The organism is Pyrinomonas sp. (genome assembly GCF_040289685.1).
Classification (GTDB): domain Bacteria; phylum Acidobacteriota; class Blastocatellia; order Pyrinomonadales; family Pyrinomonadaceae; genus Pyrinomonas.
Window position 1 is genome coordinate 4,007 of the sequence record NZ_PSLQ01000001.1, and the last position, 23,765, is coordinate 27,771.

Below are 23,765 nucleotides of genomic sequence, written 5' to 3' on the forward strand. Positions count from 1 at the left end.
TATCGAGCTGCCGTTCAATCAAACGTTCGACACGCTGGTCCAGCAAGTGACGAGCGGAACGATCCCTGTGGACCTCATCGATCGCGCCGTCGCCCGCGTTCTCGAGGCCAAATTCCGCCTCGGACTTTTCGACAACCCGTACGTCGATCCTGATGAAGCGGAACGCATCAGCGAAAGCGCCGCGCATCGTGAGCTGGCCCTGCGCGCTGCGCGCGAGGCCATCATCCTGTTGAAGAACGAACGAGGGATCGTCCCGCTCGCGCGCAACGAGATCAGGACGCTCGCTGTCATCGGTCCAAATGCGGCGCGCGTCGAACTCGGCGGTTACAGCGGCGCCCCCCGCCACAAGACGAACATTCTCGAAGGCATCAAGCGGAAAGTGGGCGACTCGATTAACGTGCTCTACGCCGAAGGCTGCAAGATCACCGCTGGCGCGCCGCAAAAGGGAGGCGAACCGAGCTGGTGGAACGACGACGTGCGCTTGAATGATCCAGCGGATGATGCGCGAAAGATCGCCGAAGCGGTTGCGGTCGCCAAATCGGCCGATGTCGTTCTGCTCGTTGTCGGCGACAACGTCGAAACGTCACGCGAAGCTTGGTCGGAGAACCACCTCGGCGACCGCGACAGCCTCGATCTCGTGGGGCGTCAAAACGATCTGGTCCGTGCCATCGTCGAAACGGGCAGACCGGTCATCGTCTTTCTCATCAACGGTCGTCCCCTGACGATCAATTACATCGCCGAGCGCGTCCCCGTGATCTTCGAGGGTTGGTATCTCGGACAAGAAACGGGCACGGCGGTCGCCGACGTGCTCTTTGGCGATTACAATCCGGCGGGGAGACTTCCGGTGACGATCCCGCGCTCGGTGGGCCAGCTTCCCGTTTACTACTACCACAAGCCCTCGGCGAAGCGCGGTTACCTCTTCGCGAGCAAAGAGCCGCTTTTTCCCTTCGGTCACGGATTGAGCTACACGACGTTCAAATACGACAACTTGCGATTGTCGAAGAAGCGGATCAAGCCAGATGAGTCCGTCACCATCTCGGTCGAGGTGAATAATGTTGGATCGCGCGCTGGAGACGAGGTCGTGCAGCTTTACATCCGCGATCAGGTCAGCTCCGTCACGCGCCCCGTCAAAGAACTCAAAGACTTCGCGCGCATCAACTTGAAACCGGGCGAAACTCGCGCCGTGCGATTCACGCTCACGCCCGAGAAGCTCTCGTTTCTCAACGAGGAGATGCGCCGCGTGGTTGAACCGGGGAAGTTCGATATCATGGTCGGTCCGAGTTCCAGCGACGATAAGCTCCTGCGCGCCGTGCTGGAAGTCGTCTCGAACTGAACGACCTTCGGCTTAACCGAAGCAACCCGCCGAAGGAATGCGGTCGGGATATTCCCTAGTCGAGTCGGTCGGCGTTCGTGCAACCGAAAGCCTTCCGACCTTTCACGCGATGTGGCGAAGAGAGTGGAGCGCGCGATGAACGGCAAGATGAGACGCCGCGAGATGCTGAAGCGAACTGGAGCCGCGCTGATGGGTGCGGGCATTGCGACCAAAGGTCCATCGTCTCCCGAATTCGTAAGCCGCCGCCCTCCCGTTGACAAACGCGCCTTCACGAGTGAGGCTATCGAAGCCAAAATCGCCGAAGTCAAACGCGCCATCGCCGATGAAGAATTGGCGTGGATGTTCGAGAACTGCTTTCCGAACACGCTCGACACCACCGTCCGCTTCCAAATGCGAGACGGGCGGCCCGACACTTTCATCATCACGGGCGATATTCCGGCCATGTGGCTGCGCGATTCGACGGCGCAAGTCTGGCCGTATCTACCGTTCGCCAAAGAGGACGGCAAGCTCAAACAACTTCTCGCTGGCGTGGTCCGCCGCCAAACGCGCTGCGTCTTGCTCGACCCATACGCCAACGCGTTCAATGACGGGCCGACCGGCGGCCCATGGCAGAAAGATTTGACGCAGATGAAGCCGGAGCTGCATGAACGCAAATGGGAGCTCGATTCGCTCTGTTACGTCGTGCGGCTGGCCCATGGTTACTGGCAACAGACGGGCGATGGCGCACTCTTCGATCGAGATTGGAAAGAGGCGATGCGTCTGATTGTCCGCACGCTTCGCGAGCAACAAAGAAAGTACGGTCCCGGCCCTTACCGCTTTCAGCGTGTCACGAGCCGCGCCACCGACACCTTGCCGCTCAATGGACTGGGCAATCCGACGCGGCCATGTGGATTGATCCATTCGGCCTTTCGGCCCTCGGATGACGCTTGCATCTACCCTCTCCTGATCCCATCCAATCTCTTCGCCATCGTGGCCCTTCGCCAATTAAACGAGATCTTCTCAACGGAACTAAAAGACTCGTCCTTCGCGCGTGAATGCGCGGGGTTGGCCGACGAAGTCGAAGGGGCTGCGCGCCAGTTCGGCATCGCTCAGCACTTGCGATACGGCGCGATCTGGGCTTACGAGGTCGATGGATTTGGCAATCAGCTCTTCATGGACGACGCCAACGTTCCGAGCCTTCTTTCGCTGCCATACCTTGGCTGCTGTTCGCCGGACGAGGCGATCTACAAACGGACGCGCGCCTTCGTCCTCAGCGAAGAGAACCCGTATTTCTTCCGCGGCACAGCGGGCGAGGGGATCGGCGGCCCGCACGTCGGCTTGGAGATGATCTGGCCTCTGAGCATCATCATGCGCGCATTGACGAGCGCAGAAGATGCCGAGACCCAAAAATGCCTGCGGATGTTGAAGAAGACGCACGCCGGAACCGGTTTCATGCACGAATCTTTCCACAGGGACGATCCGAAACGCTTCACGCGCGCATGGTTCGCCTGGGCTAATACGCTCTTCGGCGAGCTGATTGCGAAGCTTCATCGTGAACGACCGCATGTTTTACGCGCTACGCTCTGAACCGCGTTTATGAAAGGCGAAAAGATGATGCGTTCTGGCAATCTCTATCTGCTTCCGATCCTCGCGCTTGCTTTCTCGCTCGGCGTGGTCGCGCAGACCGACTACCGGCCAAGCCGAGACAACCTCGAAGCGCGACGCTGGTTTCAAGAGGCCAAGTTCGGCCTTTTCATCCACTGGGGCATCTACAGTCTGCTCGGCGATGGGGAGTGGGTGATGAACAACCGACGCATTCGCGCGCGCGATTACGAAAAGCTGGCCCAGTTTTTCAACCCCACCGAATTCGATCCGCGCGAGTGGGTCGCGCTCGCCAAAGCCGCTGGCGCGAGGTACATCACCATCACGAGCAAACATCATGACGGATTCGCCATGTTCGACTCGCAGGTGACGGACTGGGACATAGTGGACCGTACGCCCTACAAAAGAGACGTGCTCAAGATGCTCGCCGACGAATGCCACAAACAGGGGATCAAACTCTTCTTCTACTACTCACAACTCGATTGGCATCATCCCGATTACTACCCGCGCGGCGCGACCGGGCACGAGGCGGGGAGACCAGCGCAAGGCGAATGGGATAAGTACTTGGACTTCATGGACGCACAGCTTCGCGAACTGCTGACGAATTACGGTCCAATCGGCGGCATCTGGTTCGACGGGATGTGGGACAAACCCGACGCGGATTGGCGCTTGGCCAAAACCTACAAAATGATCCACGATCTGCAACCGCAAGCGCTCATCGGATCAAACCATCATCGCGCCCCCTTGCCCGGCGAAGATTTCCAGATGTTTGAAAAGGACTTTCCCGGCAAGAACACTGCGGGCTTCAACACGACCGAAGTGGGCGCTTTGCCGCTTGAAACCTGCGACACGATCAACAACTCGTGGGGATACAACTTCACCGACAACGGCTTTAAAAGCACGCGCGCTCTCATCCACTATCTGGTCCGGGCAGCGGGCAGCGACGCGAACTTCCTGCTCAACGTCGGCCCGATGCCGAACGGCAAGATCCAACCGGAGTTCGTCGCTCGTTTGCGCGAAATAGGCCGGTGGCTGAAGCAAAACGGCGAGGCGATCTACGGCACGCGCGGCGGTCCCATCGCGCCGCGCCCGTGGGGCGTGACGACTCAGAAGGGCAGAACCGTTTACGTGCACGTGCTCGATTGGCCCGATGCGTCCTTGATTCTGCCCGCTCTTGGCCGACGCATCAACAGGGCGCGGCTGTTAAGCGATGGAAGCGCAGTTCGCTACGAAGAGCGCGCGGGCGAGCTGTTGCTGCACATCCCGCCGCGGCGCGTTGAAGAGCATGATACGATCATCGTCTTGGAACTTGCGCCCTGAAGTATTTGAACTCTCCTGACAAGAAGAGGTGCGATATGCGTTCCGTCGTTTTCCGCCCCGCTTTGTTGATCCTTTTCACGATCGCGTCCGCATACGCTCAGACGCGCGACTTCGCGCTGCGCGACGGCGACCGCGTCATCTTCTTCGGCGACAGCATCACGGAGCAAAGGCTCTACACGACCTACGTCGAACACTATGTGCTGACGCGCTATCCGGACCGCCGCATCACCTTCATCAACGTCGGCTGGAGCGGTGATCGGGTGACCGGTAACGGATGCCAGCCGTGCAACGGAGTCGGTGGATTAGCGCGTCTTGAACGCGACGTCATCAACCGGCGCCCGACCGTCGTCACGTTGCTCTTCGGCATGAATGATGGCGAATACAAAGACTTTGATCCGGCGCTCCTCGAAGTCTATGAAGATGGATTGACGGCCATCATCCGCGAACTCAAAGAGAAGACGCGCGCGCGCATCTACGTGATGACGCCCACCGTTTACGACGGCACGCGGCGCCCTTCGTGGTCGCACACGGATCGCTACAACGAAGTGCTCGACCGCTACAGCGAAGCGGCCAAAAGGATCGCCGCGCGCGAAGGGTTGCCAGTCATAGACCTTCATGAAGCGACCACCTCGGCGCTCCGTGAAGCCAAACAGATCAACGCCTCTTACAGCTTCGTGCCCGATGGGGTGCATCCGGAAGCTGATGGTCAACTCTTGATGGCGGCTGAGATCTTGCGCGCATGGGAGGCATCGCCCGACGGGATGGAGCTGACCAGATCCGTAGCTCTGGACGCGGACGGATCGGCAATCGTCAACGTCAACGCGCCCTTGCCATGGCCTAGCCCCGCTCCATCGAAAGAGATGCAACAGGTAAGGCCGGCGATCGAAAAGCTGGGACAGGTTCGACTGAGGATCGTGGGGCTGCCTGCCGGGCATTACAGCGTGCGCGTCGATGATGGAGAGGCCATGCAGTTTTCCGCGCAGGAACTGGAACGCGGCATTCCGATCAACGCGCTATCTAAAGCCGCCCGTGAACGGACGGATAAACTGGCTAGCTTGATCAGGCGCCGGGCGGACCTTTTCTTCCTACGCTGGCGACAGATAGAGGTGCCGCTCGCTGGTCAGTACCGAAGCGTCCCACGAATCCTCTCCGCCTTCGATGAATTCGACGCCGAGATAACCGCTCAAGAGCGAACGCTCGCTCAACCTCATCGGTATCGAATAAATATCACGCGCTGAAATCAACCAGCGCGAAATCGGGAAGATCGGTTTCGTGCTGGCTGCAGCCCCAAAAGTTCCATCTGTACCATCACCCATCAACCGCTCGAGAACCTTCCCTCGCCGTCAGAGAGGACCACCGCCTGAAGGAAGATTTCCAAACGGACGCCGTTCCATGTTGGAACACGGAAGCTCCCAGATGGCGTTCGCAATCTTGAGACGAAGAACGGAATGAGGATTCAAGTGAAACCGACGGAGGGTTGTCTTAAACAAGAACCGAAGACACTTCTACCTCAAGCAAGAGAGTAACGATTCAAAAATCAATGAGGGGCGCCCACCAAAGCGAGCGCCCCATCTGATCTGGGCCTGTGAGCGGTTAGAAGTAGAACTTCAAGGCAAGCTCGATTATGCGGTGACCGCGCTTGTTGACGATCTTGCCGAAGTTATTGATCGTCTCGTCGGAGAAGCGGAACCCTTTGGTCGGGTCACAGATGTTATCAGCCGTCCCCCCGGCGCCATTCGGTACGCCGTTGACGCGTTGATTACAAACGACGATGAGCCGCGTGTAAATATCGTTGTTCGGATCGTCAGGACCGAACCACTGCGGATAAGCCTGATTGAAGATGTTGAAGAGGCCGGCCCTGAATTGGATCTTCTTCGTCTCCGAGATCTTGAAGTTCTTGAAGAAGGAGACGTCGTGGTTCCACCTGTGCGGACTACGCAGGTAGTAAGGCTGGATCGTCGGACCGGTCGTGCCAAGCGGTGGGATCGCAATGGCGCTCAGATCGAACATCCTGTCACCTATGCTGCTCCCACCGTTGATCTGCGGGTTTCGCAGGAATATCGGCGCGATGCCGCCTGCCGATACGCGCGATCCTGTAAAGGCGTTGGTGCCGAAGTAAGCGATCGCGATGTTGCCATTCGGCGAGATGTCACCCGAGAAGCGCAATCTGATCGGTATGCCGCTGGCGTACGTCGTAATGCCAGACATCTGCCAACCGTTCAGCAACCCCCGAGCGAACCGGTTGTCCAAAACGCCGCGTGCCAAACCGGGGACGTTGTAGTTGTAGGATAGATTGAAGACGTGTGTCCTGTCGAACGGCAGCACGCCGTAGCTGCGACCGCGCGCATCCACCGGATCGACTTCATCACCCGTCTCGTTGACGCCTGTGATGCCGAGCGCTTTAGAGAAGGTGTAGGTTGCAAAGTAAGTGAGATTCCCCGCCCGTCTGCTGAGCGTCGCCTGCAACGAGTGGTAGTTCGAAGTCGCAGTGAACTCCTTGTAACGGACGCTTCCGTAGGCGGGGAATGGCCTGAATTGCGCGAGCACCTGATCGTTGAGCGCGGCGCGGTGCAACGGGTTCGACAGGTCGGCGTTGCCTACAGTCCCGCTCAACAGCCTTCCAATCGGGATGTAGTTGATCTGGCGCTGTTGCGGAAGGTGCCGTCCGAAAGTGCCGACGTACCCAATCGTCGCGATGTTGCCGAAGGGCAACCGCCGTTCGAGCGTCAAGCTCGCATTGGTCGTCCGCGGCACAGCGATCGACTCAGGATTGGCCGAATCGATGCCGACGTTGCCGACCGATCCGAACGGATTGATCCGCCCGAGATTGGCGTAGTTTAGATCGAAGGAGTAGCTGTTGAAAGATGCAGAATAGGCGTTTGGCGGCTGCGTGATCACGTAGTACTGGTAATTCCCCTGAACGCGGTTGTAGAAGACGCCCGCGCCGCCGCGGATGACCATTTCGCCGCGCCCGCCGATGTCCCAAGCGAAACCAAGACGCGGCATCCACAGAGGTGCCGGATTATCCGTCAGCCCATCTGGTATTTCGCCTCTGGCGGCTTGCAGGATGCCGTTCGGTCGTTTTGGATCGCCGTTGACCAACACGCCTTGCGAACGCACATAAGCTTTCGGGTCGAACAACACGGCGCGCCCGGTCAATTCCTTGTTCGTCGGGAAGTAAGCGAAACGAACGCCGTATTCAACAGTGAGGTTCGGACGGACCTTCCAGCTATCTTGAGCGAAGGCCTCGTAATTGTATAGACGGAACTTGCCTCGTGGCGTGCGGGTATCTTGACTGTACTGAGCAGGCTTGCCGACCAAAATATCCGCAAAGCTGTTGCCGGTTGAGCCGTTGCCCCATGGCGCGTAAATCAACAACCCTTCAGCCGCACTGTGCAGGTTCTGGTATTTATTGGCCTGTTCGATCAAACCGCCGAATTTCAGCGTGTGGGCGCCGCTGATCTTTGTCAACGTGTTCGACACTGAGTAGCTTGAGTTGTGCGCAAACAGTGGCAAACCACCGGGCTCCCAGAAATCGCCCTGCGTCAAGCCGCCCCAACTGGTAATGAACGCGACGGGCGCATATGGGCTTTGCTGGCCGAAAGGCCCGGTATAGTTCGCTATGCCGAGTGCACTTAAAGAGACCTTCTCCGGCTCCCGATAATCGTTGTCGAGCATGAGCTTGCTGGCACTCAACACCGTTTCGTTGGTCATCGTCGGATTAATCACGGTGGTGATGTTGAGGGCAGCAGACCGACCGAGATTGGTCCCTAAAACGTGCGACGGAAGTTCATAGGCCGATGGGTTCCACCACAAGCCGCGCGCATAGTCCTGCTCTTCGGATTCACGCGCCAGTCGGAGATAGGCCGTCACCTTGTCGTTGGGCTTGTAGTCAAAGCGCAAGACGCCTTGCGTCCGATTGATCGGTTGTAGGCCGCTGAATTGGTAATTGAACCGCCCGGTCGGGTCGTTGAAATTGGGCAACGGATATAGGTTGAGAAAAGCTCGCCCAATGGGCGTGATCTGACTTGGATCGAGATTGAAAATCCCGCCCGTGTATTGATGCCGGAAGTTCCTTCCCTGACGTTGCTCCAAGGTGGGCACGAGGTCGAATCTCACGCCGGGATCGACCTTTTGCCTCTGGATTTCGAAACCGAAGAAGAAGAAGAGCTTGTCCCGGAAGCAGTTGCCCACGGGACCGCCTTCGCCAAACCTCGGCAAACAGATCGGCCCGCCGATGTTGCCTCCCGGGTACTGATAGATCTCCTTTTGCCGTTCCAAACCGAACGTCGCCCTCGAACGATCGTTGGCGTTCAGCTTGTAGTGGCGCAAATAGTCGTAGAGCGTCCCATGGAATTCGCGTCCGCCGCCCTTGGTCGTGGCCGTGATCTGCACGCCACTCGCCCCGTATTCGGGGAGGTAGTTGCTTGTTTGGACTTTGACCTCTTGCACCATGTCGTTGTTCGCGGTGATGATCGTCCCGTTGTTTGAGCCGATGTCGATCACGCGCGAACCATCGATGCTTACGTTGTTGTTCTCGCCGCGAACTCCGTTGACGTTGTAACGACTGTTGGCGTTGGCGCCCGAATTGAAGCCGATGGATTGGAAGCCAGGATCATCAGGAAAGGGGGCGACTACGCCCGGCAGAATGCGCAAAAGCTCCAGCGAACTCCGGCTGACGATCGAAAGGTTATCGATCTGCTGCGCGGTGATCGTGTTCTCTCGCGCGCCCGTTTCGGTCTGAATCTGTTCGGCTTCGGCCGTAACCGTAACGGTTTCGGTTGGGGCACCGACTTCGAGCGTGACCTCAAGCCCGCGCGTATCGTTCGGATTGAGCGAGATGCGCTGCTCTGAGGCCTTGAAGTTAGCGGCCTCGATGCGCACGGTGTATGTGCCGGGATTGAGCGAAGCAAAACCGGTCGTGCCTTCGCCGCTCGTCTCTGCGCGTCGTTGCTCTCCCGTGCGTTCGCTCGTCAAGATAACGGTCGCTTTCGGAACGACCGCGCCGTTTGGGTCTTTGACCGTAACGCGCAGCGTCGCGCTGCCGCTCGCTTGTCCCAAGCAGACGGGCGAAGAAGAGAGCACCAATAGCAGAATGACGAGTGCTCGGCTCCATATCGCGTCCTTTCGGTTGCCTATGCCGAACATTTTCAAAGGACCTCCAAAACGGGATCTTCGCCGGATGATTCCAAAGTCACGGGAACTAGATTTCGTCCGAAAGAAACGAGCGTTAATTCGTCCACGAATCAAACTTTCTATTCAAATCCATAGGAAGTATGGTCAACAAACGACTCGACCGAAAATGTTCCCGCTAAAAGAACCGGGGAATCGCCGGCAATATACTTCTGCGCCTGGCTTTTTGTCAATAATTTTTTCAAACCAAAGTTATATTCCGCAATTTGTTCTGTGAACGGACTTTGTGGCCACAGCGCGAGCGCCGCATGAGCTGTTCTGCCCGCCGAAGCAGGGGCATAGCCTTTTCTTTGCGAGAACACGAGAGGCAGGGTAAAGCCCGCCAGGGATCCATTCTTTATACGGAGATCCGCTCTTAAACAAGTTTGAGGGTCTTAGTCGAAGGTCCCAATCGTAGCACAAAGCTCTGGACGGTTTCGGTAGTATCTCCGCAAGAGGGGACGGCGCTGCTTGGACGTGCGGTCCCATTCGAGATTTCCGGAGTTCATTTCAATAGGTCTTCACAAGAAGAGACAAAGTTGCCCGAAGGCTTGTTGCCCTCTCAGCTTCAACCATCCCCAATGAATCTTTTCCGAAAGAGCCTTGATGGATGATGGCAGGCCCGAATCTTAAGCGTCGAATCGAAAAAAACGCGGAAAGCAAAGAGAATCGACCTCTCTATTCTCGACTCTCATCGTCTCTCAGCCTTCTTCCTCTGTATAGAGCGGCTCAACTTATGTTCCTCTGCTACTCGTACCTTACTCGATCCGGCGCTAATTACCGCACGAAGAGCGCCGCCATCATGATCTACGGACTGACCAGGGTGATTGCACGTCGTCGGTTTAGCAGCTCGGGCGGATTAGACAAGTCCGCATGATATTTGGACCGACGACGATGATTACACGAAGAGCGTCGCCATTTGCTCTTCTCAGTCATTTCTTGCTCGTTCAGATCGTGAATCCAGAGACGCTTGCAGCGAGCTTGGTGCTCATCCTCCCCATATATTCGTGCCGCAAAGGAACGCACAGAGAAAAGTCGCTCGATCGTCGGCGAAACTGGGATGAGATCCATTCACCGCAGACGCGAGATCGAGAAAAGATTCCCTCACGATCCTCGAAGCCTTGCGCCCTGTCGTTGCTAAAAGGTCGGCCCCGGTTTATAGTATGAGCACACACATCCCCCGCGATTGGCGGCAAGAACCGTCGGTTGTGCCGCCGTCTCGCAAGCATGCAAGTGCACGCCGACCCCAACGTCACTTGAATGAGCGCGAGAAGTTATTAGGTTGTTCTGACCAAGGAGGTAAGACGATGAATCGATTCTTTAAAGGCGGGGACCTAGAAAAATATCTGAGTTTCCGCTGTTCGCAACTCATTCAGGACATTGAGGGGCTAGGTCCACACTGCCTCGTCAAAAACGACGAGCCAGCGCTTTGCGCGCAACTTTTGCTGCGCTACAAGATCTGCGCCCCGCGTTTGATCTGCGAGCGGTTGCGCCTGATCGAAGGCGATCCCAAAACGCTTACGCTTGCCGTGCCATTCGATGGCGACGCGACGTTGCTCGCCTTTGGCATCGCGCTTTCGCGCAACAAAGCTTTCTCGCGTTGCGAGATCAGGAACCGCGAACTCCGCCTTCATATCGAACCCACTGCCAGCGGCAAGGTGCGCGAGATCGTCGCGCAGTTGCAAGACGAGTTGCAAAGCCTAGAGAAGATCGCCGCGCAATACAACGACACTTTGGAGCAAGTGATTCACGAGCACCTTGCCCGCCTCAGACAAGACTTGAACTTCGTCGGGCGGCAACCGTCCGATCCTAAGCTGCGCCGCGCGACGGTGCGCGCTGTTTAAACTCTCTTCGGCGAAGAGCGTTCGCCAGAGCGAGGCACGCGAGAAGAATCAGAAGGCAAAAGGTTTTCTCGCGTGCCTCGATTTTTCAGGCGATGGCATTTTCAGTAGCGGAGGAAAGCGCCGATGCCGCCTTCCGCTTGAAGGCGTTCGCCCGCTGCGCCTCGCACTAGCTCGACCTGTGCTTGTTGATCAGCAGCGCGCGTGGCCGCTTCCTCGAGTAAATCGTCCGCTGGTTGCAACGGCGAGCCACAGTAATCACACGTTTTGCGCTCGCCGACAAACAACGCCCCGCAGTTGCTGCACCGCGCTCCTTCGAAGCGCGCGCGGTCGGCGTAAAGGAGCCGCAGGATACGCCCTTCCTGCAACGCGAGCAAAGTCGGTTCAATGCCGAGCACGGCTTGCGCCCCTTTGCGCGCGGCGGTGATCAATTCTTCGACGGCACGTAGCTCGCGTTCGCGTTCGATCTTCTCCTCGATACGCAGTGTTTCGGCTAACACGTCGCTTGCGCTCGCTTCAATTGGCATCGCAATGGAAGCGACGACGCGCTCTTGTAGGTGCTTGGGCAACAGATCGGCGAGCTCGCTCGTCGCTTCCACTGGGCCAGCAAGTATCAAGCGACCGAGTTCATATCGGCGTGCCAATTCGTCCATCATCTCCGCGACCGTCTTCAAGTGGTGCTTGGCGTGCTCGTCCGCTTTGCGCTGAATGTTCATTTGCGAACGCGAGTGATCGGTGCCCGTCGTCTTGATGTGCCGGACTTCGAGATCATTGAACGCCTCGCGCTCCTCTTCGATCTCGCCGAGAAAGACCGTAAACAAACGCGCTCGTTCGCTATCGGTCAACACCACGCCGTAGCGTTCGTATTCGTCGATGATCTCCAACAGAGGACGCATGTAAGGAGTCTCTTCCCACCGCGCCTGGCTGCGTAGCGGGACGTTGATCGGGCGCGCCCAAAACAGATCTTCCGAAGCGTCGCAGAAGATGGCGAGGCTGCGCGCGTGCGCTTCGTAATCGGTGATGAAACGTTGCACGCGCTCGACGTCGGCAGCGAACTCCCGCTGCAACTCTTTCTGTCTGGACTTGTCTTGCAGCGCCGCGATGCTGTTTTCGATCGGGCGCAGCGCGTTTTTGAGTTGAACTAGGAAGGCATGATTGATGTTGGTTGCCTCAGCCGGTTCGGCATGCAAAAAGAGACTCAATACAGGGCTACCCGGTTTCGGCGCCCGCGTCATCAAGGCTTCGATCTCGTTTTTGGTGATCACCTTGCTTCTCCTCCTCGATCGGGCCAAAATCTGAAAACGCTCCGTTTCAATCGCTTTCGGAAGGCTTCGCGGCAACTGACTCACCGCGCGCGGGAGGCGCGGCGGTCGCCGCAGCTTTGCCATGCAACTCCCAAGCGCGATAAAGCAGCGATACTCCCGTCCACAACATGATCACGGCGAGCGGGATCGTCAGCAAGCGCGGCCAGACCACCGAAAGGACCGTCAACGCAACGAGCAACAGACCGACGCTCAGCATGATGCGCGCTTCAGCTGGACCGAGCGTCCGATGGTCTGTGATCGCCGCTTCGACGACGTTGCCAATGCGCACCACGCCCGCCGCCGCACGGCTCGCGCTTCCATGACCGATGCGCGGACGCCTTTTGCGGCGTTGGCGCGGAGCGATCGTCTCCACTCGTCGGCGCGCGCTTAAAACGATCTCCGTCGCGTTGGTCAAATCTTCAAGATACATCTCTTCCATTTGCCGCGCAAATCTTCCGTCTTCGATCGCCACGTCGAGTTCCCAATTGCCGATCCAACTGGCGATGTTCAGATTGCTCGAGCCAACGCGCGCCCAACGCCCATCTGCGACAGCCGTCTTGGCGTGAAGCATCGGCCCGTTCCATTCGAAGATGCGCACGCCGGCTTCGAGCAGCGGACGGTAGCCAGCGCGCGATAGCGCTCGCATCAAGATGACGTCGCTTGCGCCGGGCACAAGCAGACGAACGTCGACGCCATCCATCGCTGCTGAGCGAAGCGCCTGCACGTAGGGCGTCGTGCCGACGAAGTAAGCGTCCGTTAACCAGAGCGTCTGCCGCGCCGCGGCGGCGATCAACTGGTCCAGACGATAAGTGCCAGCGGAATTCGGCACGCCGGCGATGACGCGCAACGCGACGTCGCCTTCGGGCGCGATCCCTTCGCGCGTCGGCAAGGTCTCTGGCGGAAGCGGGTCGCCAGTCGCCGCCCAGCTCTGTGCAAAAGCGAGTTCCAGATCGGCGACCGCTGGACCGCGGATCTCAACCCCCGTGTCGCGCCACGGGTCAATCCCTTTGTCGGGGTAGCCAACCCAATCTTGACCGACGCACAATCCAGAGACGAACCCGATGCGCCCATCGATGATGAGCACTTTGCGGTGGTCGCGGCTCAGCCAACCGAAGGGGCTGTCGAGCTGCGGCGGATTGAAGCAACGCACCTCGACGCCCGCCGCCTGCAACCAGCGCCAGAATTTGCGCGATGCCGCGCCGAGCGCGCCGAGCCAGTCGTAGATCAAACGGACGCGGACGCCCTGTGCGGCCTTCTCCATCAAAGCTTCGGCAAACCGTCGCCCGACGTCGTCTTCATGGATGATGTAGCATTCGAAATGGACCGTGCGTTTGGCCGATGCGATGGCGTCCAGCCATGCCGGGTAATTTTCCGCCGCATCTTTGAGCAAGCGCACGCGATTGCCCGCGACGAGCGGCGCCCCAGCCGCGCGCGAAAAGGCCTGTTCGGCAAGCGTGCGGGCAGGCGAGACTGGCTCGTAGCTGGTCCGCTCGGACAACCAAACCCTCGTCCTGCTGCGACCCATCGGCGTTCTCCCCAAAACTGTGAACGATCCCGAAAAGGATCCGAGCCTCTCGATTCTACCCCATCAGCCAGAACGATCGCGAAGGATCGGGGCGACGAGATAGAGTTCGTCAGGTTGGGCGCCGCAGCCTCGATTTGAAAACAGCCATGGTTGTAAGCGCCCAACATGTCATCCCTGAGAATCAAGAACATCCAGCGCCGGTGATGAATTCGTCTAGGGGTTGAGGACTGCTCGTGAGAGTGTGAACGAAAGACAAAATTAGGACGGCTACCCATGGCTCGCGTGGCTACGGCTTTTGCCCCTATCTGAACCTGCTCGCTGTTGGCGAGCGGATCGTTCGCCGTAGCGGGTTCGTACCGAAAATGCACGAGACGTTTTCGTGATATACGTCGAGCGCTGCAACCTATTCGTTGAAGCTCGTATCAAACATTGCACAAGGCGTTCGCAGCTACTCGAGCGGGATCGGGTGCCCCTGCGCGTCGCGCAGTTCCAACCCGAGAAGACGCGCCACCGTCGGCCCGATGTCAATCATGCGGATCTCGCCGATCTTCCCTCTTCGCCCGACCCCAACGCCCGCAGCGATGAAAGAAGCTCGATAGTCGGGCAGTGTCGGCAGGTAACCATGTGTTCCGCGGCTCTGACTCGGCGTGATGATGTCGCCTGCGAGTCCGCCGCCGAAGGCGTAACCTTCCGCTGCCTCGAGCGCGAACGCGGCTCGCGGATTCGCGCCCAAACGCTCGAGTTCGCCTTTGTCAACGATGCGCAAGATGCCCTGCTGCTCGTAAGGGCGGAAAGCTTCGCGCGCCCGCCTCAAAACCTCCTGATCTTGACCGTCGCGCAGGATGATCGCGCACGATCCGCCCGAAACGTATGGCAGAGCCTGCCATTCAGTTACCATCCGTCGCCCGTCTGCACCCGACGCAGTCTTCACCAATCCGGCTCGTTCGAGCAAGATCAACGGATGGAAGGTCTTCGAGATCGACTTAAATCCGTGATCGCTGACGATGAAGATCGCTGTCTCCGAAAGCAAACCGGCGCGTTCAACGGCCGCCAGCAAACGACTGATGTAACCGTCAACCTTTTCGAGGGTGGCGAAAGCCTGCGGCGTGAATGGTCCATAGCTGTGTTCGAAATGGTCGAGATCGAACAGGTGGACCAGTAGCAGTTGGGGGCGTTTATTGGCGATGATATATTCGGCAAAGCGTGTGCGCATGTCGTCGCCTTCATCCGGCGTGAGGTTCTTGAAGAGTTCCGAATCGACTCGTTCGACCTCTTCGATCAAGCCGCGCGGGCGTGCGTATTCGCGCACTGTGTCGCGCGATTCGAAAGGGCTTCTGCCCGGACTCCAGATCTCCGGCACGTTCCAATCCCCTGCTCCCGTGGAAACGGGCCACGAAACCAATCCGACGCTTAATCCTCGTCGCGCCGCCGCATCCCACAGCGTATCAGTTTTGACGTCGCGCGCGAACCAGAACCAGCTCCCCGTCTGCTTCATCGGCGGCGGCTCGAAGAGCGTGTTGTTGACGATGCCGTGACGCGCCGGCGTCGCGCCCGTCACGATCGTCGTATGCGATGGGTAAGTCACCGATGGATAGACGCCGACGACCGGAGCCGTTACGCCTTGGCGCATGAGGCGGCGCAACGCCGGGATCTTCAGGCCGTACTCGTCGGCGCGCAACAAATAACGCGCATCCAGTCCATCAATTGAGATGATGAGCGCGCGTTTGGCCTTCGACGCCTCTTTCTGTTGTCCCAACTGCTGAGCCGAAACGATCAGAGCCGACGCGAAGACGACCGCAAGCAACATCGCATAGGCCGCCGCCGCTCGTTCAAAAAGATAGATTCGTTCGCGCATCCTCTCTCCTTATGGGGTCGAAGGGTCTTCGGAGCGGGAGAAGCCGAACTCCACATCATCCGGCCTCTCCGCTCTGGTTGTTGACCCGTTCCAGCGGGAGATCATTTCACGACGATGTTAACGAGACGTTGCGGGACGACGATGACGCGCGCCACTTCACGCCCTTCGATCCGAGCGCGCACGCGCTCATCGGCGAGCGCTAGCCGACGCAGCTCTTCATCCGCCGTTTCGGGCGCGACACGGAGCCGGGCGCGCACCTTGCCGTTCACCTGCACGGGGATCTCCAACTCCTCCTTGCGCGCCCATGCCGCCTCAGCTTCGGGCCAGCGCGCGCCACTTCCGAGCAATCCGCCTTCGTGCCCTAAACCTTCCCACATCTCTTCGGCCACGTGCGGCGCGTAGGGCGCGAGCATGACGACGAGCGCTTCAAGCGCTTCGCGCATGACGAAAAGCTCGGCGGGCGAAGCCTTTTGCGGTTCGACTCTGAAGTCGCTCAATTCGTTGACCAACTCCATCATCGCGGCGACCCCCGTGTTGAAGTGAAGCCGCTCGAAGTCATCCGTAACGCGCGCGATCGTCCGATGCGTTGCATGGCGTATGCGGCGCGCTTCGGGCGAAAATTCAGTCGGCGCGTCGCGCGGCGCATCCCGCATCGCTTCGCGCCAACGCACGACCAGATGATAGACGCGGCGCAAGAACCGAACCGCACCGTCGATGCCGGACTCAGACCAGCGAAGCTCGTTTTCTGGCGGCGCGGCGAAGAGGATGAAGAGGCGCACGGCGTCGGCGCCGTAAGCTTCGATCATCTCGTCCGGATCGACGCCGTTGCCCAAACTCTTCGACATCGCTTTCCACTCGCCCGTTTCGGGCACGATGTTGGTCACCATGCCCTGCGTCAGAAGCTTTTTGACCGGCTCGTTGAAGCGAACCAGCCCGATATCGCGCATGAATTTGGTCCAGAAGCGCGTGTAGAGCAGGTGCATCACGGCGTGTTCGATGCCGCCGATGTACTGGTCCACAGGGGTCCAGTAGGCGACCTTCTCGCGATCGAACGGCTCGCGGTCGTTGTGCGGATCGCAGTAGCGGAAGAAGTACCACGACGAATCGATGAAGGTATCCATCGTGTCGGTTTCGCGCCGCGCCGGACCACCGCACCGCGGGCACGAGGTTTCGACGAACTCGCGCACGCCTGCGAGAGGCGATTGCCCCACGCCGGTGAATTCCGCGCGCTCCGGCAAGATCACGGGCAGATCCTCTTCCGGCACGGGCACGATGCCGCACCGCTCGCAGTAGATAACGGGGATCGGCGCGCCCCAGAAACGTTGACGCGAAATACCCCAATCGCGCAGACGATAAGTGACCGCCGGCTCGCCGAAGCCGCGCTCTTTGGCGTGCTGGGCCATCTCGCGCATGGCGTCTTGCGAGAGCTTTCCGCTCCACTCGCCGGAGTTGACGAGCACGCCGTAGTCGGTGAAGGCTTGCTGCATTTCGGTCGATTGGTCCACGCCCAAACGCGGCTCGAATCCGCTCGGCTCCTGCTCGTGCGTGATGGGCGCGATGACTTGTCGGATGGGCAGCGAATACTTTTGCGCGAACTCGAAATCGCGCTCATCGTGCGCCGGAACGCACATCACGGCTCCCGTACCGTACTCCATCAAGACGTAGTTCGCTACCCAAATGGGCAGTTGCTCGCCGTTGAACGGGTTGATGGCGAACAGTCCTGTATGCACGCCCTCCTTCTCTTCTTCTGCGTCCGGCGCGGCGGGCCGTCGGCGCGCCTCACGCACGCGCTCGACAAAACGCTCGACATCAGACTTGAGCGATGAACCTTCGAGCAGACTTTTGAGCAACGGATGCTCAGCGGACAAGACGACCGCCGTCGCCCCGTAGATCGTGTCGATGCGCGTCGTAAAGACGCGGATCTTCTCGTCGCGCCCCTGAACGGCGAAATCGACGTAGGCGCCTTCGCTCCGCCCGATCCAGTTGCGCTGCATCGTGAGCACGCGCTCGGGCCAGCCATCTTCGATCTCGCGCATGTCGTCGAGCAGTTGTTCGGCGTAGTCCGTGATGCGGATGAACCACTGTTCGAGATCGCGCCGCTCGACCGGCGTGCCGCACCGCCAGCAGACGCCGCCCGAAGACTGTTCGTTCGAGAGCACGGTCTCTTCTTTCGGGCACCAGTTGACCGGCGCCAGCTTGCGATAGACCAAACCGCGCTCGAACATCTTCAGGAAGAACCACTGGTCCCATTTGTAGTATTCCGGCGCGTGCGCGGCGATCTCGCGCCGCCAGTCGTAGCTGATGCCGAGCCGCTTCAATTGTCCGCGCATGTGCGCGATGTTCTGTTCGGTCCAGTCGCGCGGTTGAATGCCACGCTTGATCGCCGCCTGTTCGGCTGGCTGACCGAAGCTATCCCATCCGATCGGGTGGAGCACGTTGAAACCGCGAAGCCGCTTGTACCAAGCAAGCGCGTCGCCGATCGAGTAGTTGCGCACGTGCCCCATGTGCAAGAAGCCCGATGGATAGGGCAGCATCTCGAGGCAGTAAAAATGGGGGCGTGCCGGATCGGCCTCCGCTTCGAAAGCTCCCGATTCAGCCCAGCGCTGTTGCCATTTCTCTTCGATCTTCTCAGGAAAATACTTCTCGTCCATCTCTTCTTCGTCCGAGCCCACTCGCGTTGAAATTCTCCTCTGACAAAGCCATGATACAACGTTAGTTCTTCAAACGCCCCGTTGCAGAACGCTTTTCGCGCTGAACGAAAGAGCGCAGCAGGCTGAGGTTGCGCGCGTCATCTTCCGGGCTGTCCTGCGGCGTTTCGATCAAAAAGGCCGCGTTTCGGAACTGGCGGTGGCCCGCGATCCGATGCATCGCCTCACGCCCGATCTGGCCTTCGCCGATGTGCCAGTGGCGATCGACGCGTGAAGCGAAGGCCGCTTTCGAATCGTTGAAATGGACCACCGGTACGGCTCCGACGTTCCGCTCGAGTTCGCGCAAGGTCCGTTTAAGCCCCTCCTCATCGCGCAGCTCGTAACCAGCAGCGAAAGCGTGCGCCGTATCGAAACAAGCGCCGAGTTCGAGTTCGGGACAAAGCTCGATGATCCGACGTAAGTGCTCGAACCTGTGCCCGATGCAATCGCCTTGACCGGCCGTATTTTCGACGAGGATGCGAAGCGAGTTCGCTTCCAATCCAGCGCACGCGGCGCGCAAACTCGCGGCGCAAGTCTCGATGCCGTCATCCTCGCACGCGCCGCGTGCGCTGCCAGGATGAACGACGACGTAATCAGCTCCCAGAAGGATGCCGCGCTCGACCTCCTCGCGAAAGGCGCGAATCGATTTTTCGCGCACCGCCGCATCCGCCGCTGCAAGGTTGATCAGGTAATTGGCGTGGATGACCACCGGGGAGATGCCGGTCTCACGTCGCGTCTTGCGGAAAAGCTCGATCTCTTCAGCCGACAGCGGACGCGCCATCCACCCGCGCGGATTGCGCGAAAAGATCTGCACCGCCGTGCAATCAAGCTCCTTTGCGCGCAGCAACGCTTTGTGCAATCCGCCGGCAATCGGCGCGTGAAAGCCTATGCGCGGAGCCAATCTTCAGGTCCTCCTCGTCCATCGTTTGCACCAACGATTCCAAGCATACAGCAAGCTGCGGCGCAGCGCTAAGTTGCCAAAGAGCACGGTAGGATCTACCGCGAAAGCGGTGCGATGCGACACCGGCTTTTCGTGGTCGGCATCGCAGCGGGCTTTCGCACGCGTGCGGCTTTGATCAGCGATCCGACGAAAAAGTTACGCGCTACTCCTTCTTCACGCCGGTTGGCGAAAGTTCCGGGAGGGATTCGAGCAGATGGCCCATTTTGTGTTTCTTGGTGCGAAGGTAATGCATAGCCGCTTCGTGCGGTTCGACCTCGAGCGGGACGCGCTCGACGACTTCGAGTCCAGCGCGCCTGAGCGCGCGGATTTTCGCTGGGTTGTTCGACATCACGCGCACGCGCCGCAAGCCGAGATCGAGCAGTATCTCGGCACATTGCCGGTATTCGCGCAGATCGACGCCAAGTCCGAGCCGTTCGTTCGCTTCCACCGTGTCGGCCCCTTGATCCTGAAGAGCATAGGCGCGAATCTTGTTCAGAATGCCGATGCCACGCCCCTCCTGCAACTGATAGACGATGGCGCCACGCCCTTCGCGTTCGATCAACTCCATGGCGCGGTGCAATTGCTGCCCGCAATCGCATTTTTTCGAACCGAACACATCGCCCGTCAAACACTGCGAGTGAATGCGTACGAGCGTCGGCACGTCCGGGCGCAAGTCGCCTTTAAACAAAGCGACGAACTCTTCATCGCTGGTCAAAGATCGGTAACCGGCCACCATGAACTCGCCCACCGCTGTCGGCAAGCGCGCCGTCGCGATGCGCTCGACCGAAAGGTTCCTGCCGGAAGTCGAAACGGGATCAGCTCTCAACGCCTTTTGGCTCCTGTCAAAGGTTCTTCGCGCTGAGACCGATTATAAGAAGAGCGCGCCGAGCGCGACAAGCAGCCTTCGGGCCGATCATGCGGCGTGGAACAAAACTGTTAGCACGTTGCGACAAAATCGTTGCAGGCCGATCATCGCGAAAAGCACCGCGCTTTTCCAGCGCAAAAGCCAAGCGAACGCCCCGACCTTTGCAGTCGGCGGCGGCGGCTTCAGATCATCACGACGTATCCCAGCTAAGGCGAGCTGGGCAATTGTCGAATGCCTCGAGACAGCAGGTTAGGCTTACCTGTTGCGGCAAATCACAGTCAGAGCCAATCTGCATCTTCGACGAACTTTGCGCCCCCCAAACACGTTCGCGCTGCTTCGGGCAGAGCGCTTCAAGCGAGCTTGCATCTTCGACGAGTTTTGCAACGTTGACCCTCGCAGCGGCGTGTAATTTTTCGCGTGGGGTCGGTTGCGCCCGTCTCCTTCAAACGCTATGCTTGAATTCGGAGCCGTCAAACCGAGGCTCGGCAGAACCAAAAGTGATCACCGAACTCAATCTGGCCAGTGAGCCTTTTCGCAACCGGGCGTTGCCGTGGGCGATTGCAGTGACCGTCGCGCTCGTTTCGCTCGTCGCCTTTGTCTTGATCGTCGCCGAGTGGACGAAGATGCGCGCGCAGGCGAATCGCGCCGAACGCGACGTCGTCGAACTACGGCAACAGGTCGAAGCGTTGCGGCGACAAGCAGCCGAAGTGCGCGACGCGCTTTCGCGCGACGATGTCATCGCGCTCGAATCGGCTCATCTGGTGATCGCGCGCAAACGCTTCTCGTGGTCGCAACTGCTGGGCGATTTGGAAACGCAGACGCCCGCGAACGTTCGCGTCACGCGCATCAAAGTCCGCGACGTGGCACAGCGCGGCGATCAAACCTTCGCCGAACTGGAAGTCGCCGTCATCGGACGCACGCCCGATGACGTGACGGCGATGATCGCGCAGCTGGACTCCTCCGGCACATTCTCAGTCGAACCCGTTACACAGCGCCCGCGACAGGGGCGCGGTGCGAGCGGAACGGAATGGACGCTACGGCTGCGATATGCTCCGCGCGTGCAACCGGGTGCCTGAGCGTGGCTAAAAGACTGATTCGGAATGAATGAAGCGCTAAGCGAAAAGAAACAGCGAAACATCGGACGCGCGTTGCGTACGGAACAGTGGCGCGCGCGTCTCGCGCAGTTGCGCCAAAAGCGCCGCCAAAGCGCGCTCGATCTGCCAGAGCTTCTCGCGTTGGTTGCCGCCGCGCTTCTGCTCACGACCGCGCTCGGCGCTTACTTCTATCTGCTCGTGCCGACGAGGTCGCGTTTACAAGAAGCGCAACGCGAACGAACGCGCTTGCAGAGCCAATTGCGCCTCTCGGCTGAAGGCGCGCAACGGCGCGCCGATGCGCAAGCGACGGCGAACGAAATAGTCCAAAGCCTAGTCGAGTTCGAGACAAATTATCTCGCGCCGCCCAACATCGCGCGCAACTCGCTGCTTCAAATGCTCAACGAATTGATGCGCCGCAACGGCCTGCGTCTCGCCGAGGCGATGACTTTTACGCCGCTCGCGCCGCTCGATCCGGCAGCGCGACGCCCGACAAACAACGCCGCGGATGAACGCGCGAGCATCTTCCCCGGATTGGAGATCAACTTGACCGTGGAAGGGCCATACGTCGGATTGCGGCGATTCATTCACGACCTCGAAACGACACGACAGTTCGTCGTCATCAACGGCATCGAACTGGAAAGCTCGACCGAACAGCGTGCAAGCGCCGATGCCGTTCGATTGCGACTCGATCTTGTGGCCTATTTCCGGCGCGAAGGCGCGCAAATGAACGTCCGATGACGAAGTCTTTCGCGCAGGCGAGCCGCTCGCGGGTATTGAAGATGAGACCGATGCCGACAACCGAGGACACGCAGAGCGCCAACGAACGCAAAAAGCTGATCGCGGCCATCCTGCTCGGCACGCTCGCCATGTTCATGATCGCACGCACTTTCATCCTCTCACCGACGCCGAACAAAGGCCGCAGCAGCGCGCGCAGAACGAGCAATACCGCCGCACGCGCAGCGCAAACGGCACCCGCTTCGCCGAGCGAAGTACGCGAAGATCCGCTCGTTCCGCCGCAACCGATCCGTTATTCGTGGCCGGAACCGACCGGAGTCGCCATCGGACGCAACATCTTCGCCTACTACATCCCGCCCGCGACGAATAGAGCCAGCGCCTCTCAACCCCCGCTCGCAAACACGCCCACACCGACGCCACCGCCCCCGTTGATCCTTGCAAGCCTTTCGCCGCCGAGCGTCCATGCGCGCACGGGCGAGTTCACGCTCGAAGCGTTCGGCGACAAGTTCACGCCACAAACGCGCATCGTCTTCGGCAACAATGAACTTCCGACGCGTTTCATCAGCGGGCAACAATTGGCCGCAACCGTGCCCGCCGCGCTCGTCGTCGGCGAAGGGCCGCGACAGGTCATCGTACGCACGCCCGACGGCAAGCTATTCTCCAACACGCTTGTGCTCAACGTCATACCGCCACCGACGCCGCCCTTCAACTACATCGGACTTATCGGCGGCAGACGATACAACGACACAGCCGTGCTTCAACACCGCGAGAACCGCGAAGTGCTCAGAGTTCAACGCGGCGACACCGTCGGCGGGCGCTTTCGCGTCACCGGCATCTCGGAGCGCGCCGTCGAATTGACCGACACGCAGCTCGGCGTCAAGCACCTGCTTCGCTACGAAGAGACGCGCGCCAACATCGGCGAAGCGACGCCAGCGCGTCCTTTCGAAAGCTCCCGCCGCCCTGTTCCGCCGCCGGAACAAGCGCCTCTACAACAACCGCCAGCAAACAGCGACGATGAAGAAGAAAAGCCTTTCGAGCGACGATGAGGCAGATGACAGCGAACAGATTCTGGGGACCAACTCATCGCCAGCGCCTTGTTGCGCGCGATGGCGTAGCCGCGGAATCGCGCGTTGTTCGTTCTCCGAGTGAGCGCGGCTACGCCCTGATCGGTTTGATCGCGCTCGCCACCATCATCGCCATCGCCGCCACGGCTGCCGCGCCCAATTTGCGTCAGCAAAAGCAACGCGAACTCGAAGAAGAAGCGATCTTTCGCGGCGAGCAGGTGGCCGAAGCGATACGCCTCTACTACACCACCTTCAACCGTCTGCCGACGTCGCTCGATCAACTGCTCGAGGGCGTTCCGCAAGGGACGAAAAAGGCGCGCATCCTTCGTCCGTCGGCAACTATCGATCCGCTCACCGGCGAACCTTGGCGGTTGGTTGCGGTCAACGACCAAGCGCTCGCTGAGTTGCGCGATGCCATCGTTCAGTACAACGGCGGTCTTCTGCCGCCA

At 59.4% G+C, this 23,765-nt stretch carries 16 protein-coding genes and 1 pseudogene; 9 read left to right on the forward strand and 8 right to left on the reverse strand.

The genetic code is table 11. The features are described from left to right. The 4 genes from C4334_RS00015 to C4334_RS00030 all read left to right on the forward strand — a co-directional run. Positions 1 to 1,333 (forward strand): glycoside hydrolase family 3 C-terminal domain-containing protein (locus C4334_RS00015; RefSeq protein ID WP_352430019.1); only part of this gene is annotated, 1,333 nt, incomplete at its 5' end. 189 nt (positions 1,334 to 1,522) lie between these two features. Beyond that, positions 1,523 to 2,899, forward strand: coding sequence for a glycoside hydrolase family 125 protein (locus tag C4334_RS00020; RefSeq protein ID WP_352430143.1), 1,377 nt, complete (start codon positions 1,523 to 1,525; stop codon positions 2,897 to 2,899). 24 nt (positions 2,900 to 2,923) lie between these two features. Beyond that, entirely contained in the window at positions 2,924 to 4,234 is a 1,311-nt protein-coding gene (locus C4334_RS00025; protein WP_502943375.1) for an alpha-L-fucosidase, read from the forward strand. Positions 4,235 to 4,269: 35 nt separating this feature from the next. Beyond that, positions 4,270 to 5,472, forward strand: coding sequence for an SGNH/GDSL hydrolase family protein (locus C4334_RS00030; protein WP_352430020.1), 1,203 nt, complete (start codon positions 4,270 to 4,272; stop codon positions 5,470 to 5,472). Between the two features lie 355 nt (positions 5,473 to 5,827). On the opposite strand, the gene C4334_RS00035 is transcribed toward C4334_RS00030, so the two are convergent. Continuing rightward, entirely contained in the window at positions 5,828 to 9,382 is a 3,555-nt protein-coding gene (locus C4334_RS00035; RefSeq protein WP_352430021.1) for a TonB-dependent receptor, read from the reverse strand. A gap of 107 nt (positions 9,383 to 9,489) precedes the next feature. After that, a complete protein-coding gene (locus tag C4334_RS00040; protein ID WP_352430022.1) occupies positions 9,490 to 9,729 on the reverse strand; it encodes a hypothetical protein in 240 nt (79 codons plus the stop codon). A 984-nt stretch (positions 9,730 to 10,713) separates the two neighbouring features. Here C4334_RS00040 and C4334_RS00045 point away from each other — a divergent pair. After that, positions 10,714 to 11,250 carry a hypothetical protein gene (locus C4334_RS00045; RefSeq protein WP_352430023.1) on the forward strand — a complete coding sequence of 179 codons (537 nt, stop codon included), beginning with the start codon at positions 10,714 to 10,716 and terminating at the stop codon, positions 11,248 to 11,250. Positions 11,251 to 11,351: 101 nt separating this feature from the next. On the opposite strand, the gene C4334_RS00050 is transcribed toward C4334_RS00045, so the two are convergent. The 6 genes from C4334_RS00050 to ribA form a co-directional block, all read right to left on the reverse strand. After that, the gene (locus C4334_RS00050) at positions 11,352 to 12,512 is read right to left on the reverse strand and encodes a VLRF1 family aeRF1-type release factor (protein WP_352430024.1); all 1,161 of its coding nucleotides are present in this window, start codon (positions 12,510 to 12,512) and stop codon (positions 11,352 to 11,354) included. Positions 12,513 to 12,558: 46 nt separating this feature from the next. Next, positions 12,559 to 14,076: a phospholipase D-like domain-containing protein gene (locus C4334_RS00055; RefSeq protein ID WP_352430025.1), complete on the reverse strand. Its 1,518-nt coding sequence runs from the start codon at positions 14,074 to 14,076 to the stop codon at positions 12,559 to 12,561. Positions 14,077 to 14,524: 448 nt separating this feature from the next. Then, positions 14,525 to 15,931, reverse strand: coding sequence for an alkaline phosphatase family protein (locus C4334_RS00060; protein WP_352430026.1), 1,407 nt, complete (start codon positions 15,929 to 15,931; stop codon positions 14,525 to 14,527). A gap of 101 nt (positions 15,932 to 16,032) precedes the next feature. After that, positions 16,033 to 18,582, reverse strand: coding sequence for a leucine--tRNA ligase (leuS, locus tag C4334_RS00065; RefSeq protein WP_352430027.1), 2,550 nt, complete (start codon positions 18,580 to 18,582; stop codon positions 16,033 to 16,035). Positions 18,583 to 18,643: 61 nt separating this feature from the next. After that, positions 18,644 to 19,519, reverse strand: coding sequence for a deoxyribonuclease IV (locus tag C4334_RS00070; protein ID WP_352430028.1), 876 nt, complete (start codon positions 19,517 to 19,519; stop codon positions 18,644 to 18,646). A gap of 202 nt (positions 19,520 to 19,721) precedes the next feature. After that, a complete protein-coding gene (gene ribA, locus C4334_RS00075; protein WP_352430029.1) occupies positions 19,722 to 20,384 on the reverse strand; it encodes a GTP cyclohydrolase II in 663 nt (220 codons plus the stop codon). Between the two features lie 536 nt (positions 20,385 to 20,920). Between ribA and C4334_RS00080 the strand changes: the two genes are divergently transcribed. The 4 genes and pseudogenes from C4334_RS00080 to C4334_RS00095 form a co-directional block, all read left to right on the forward strand. After that, complete coding sequence (locus tag C4334_RS00080; RefSeq protein ID WP_352430030.1) at positions 20,921 to 21,499, forward strand: PilN domain-containing protein; 579 nt, start codon at positions 20,921 to 20,923, stop codon at positions 21,497 to 21,499. A gap of 24 nt (positions 21,500 to 21,523) precedes the next feature. Beyond that, positions 21,524 to 22,255: a GspMb/PilO family protein gene (locus C4334_RS00085; RefSeq protein ID WP_352430031.1), complete on the forward strand. Its 732-nt coding sequence runs from the start codon at positions 21,524 to 21,526 to the stop codon at positions 22,253 to 22,255. A gap of 41 nt (positions 22,256 to 22,296) precedes the next feature. Then, entirely contained in the window at positions 22,297 to 23,298 is a 1,002-nt protein-coding gene (locus C4334_RS00090) for a choice-of-anchor Z repeating domain-containing protein (protein ID WP_352430032.1), read from the forward strand. A gap of 5 nt (positions 23,299 to 23,303) precedes the next feature. Further along, a pseudogene (locus C4334_RS00095) lies at positions 23,304 to 23,765 on the forward strand (hypothetical protein); the annotation flags it as partial.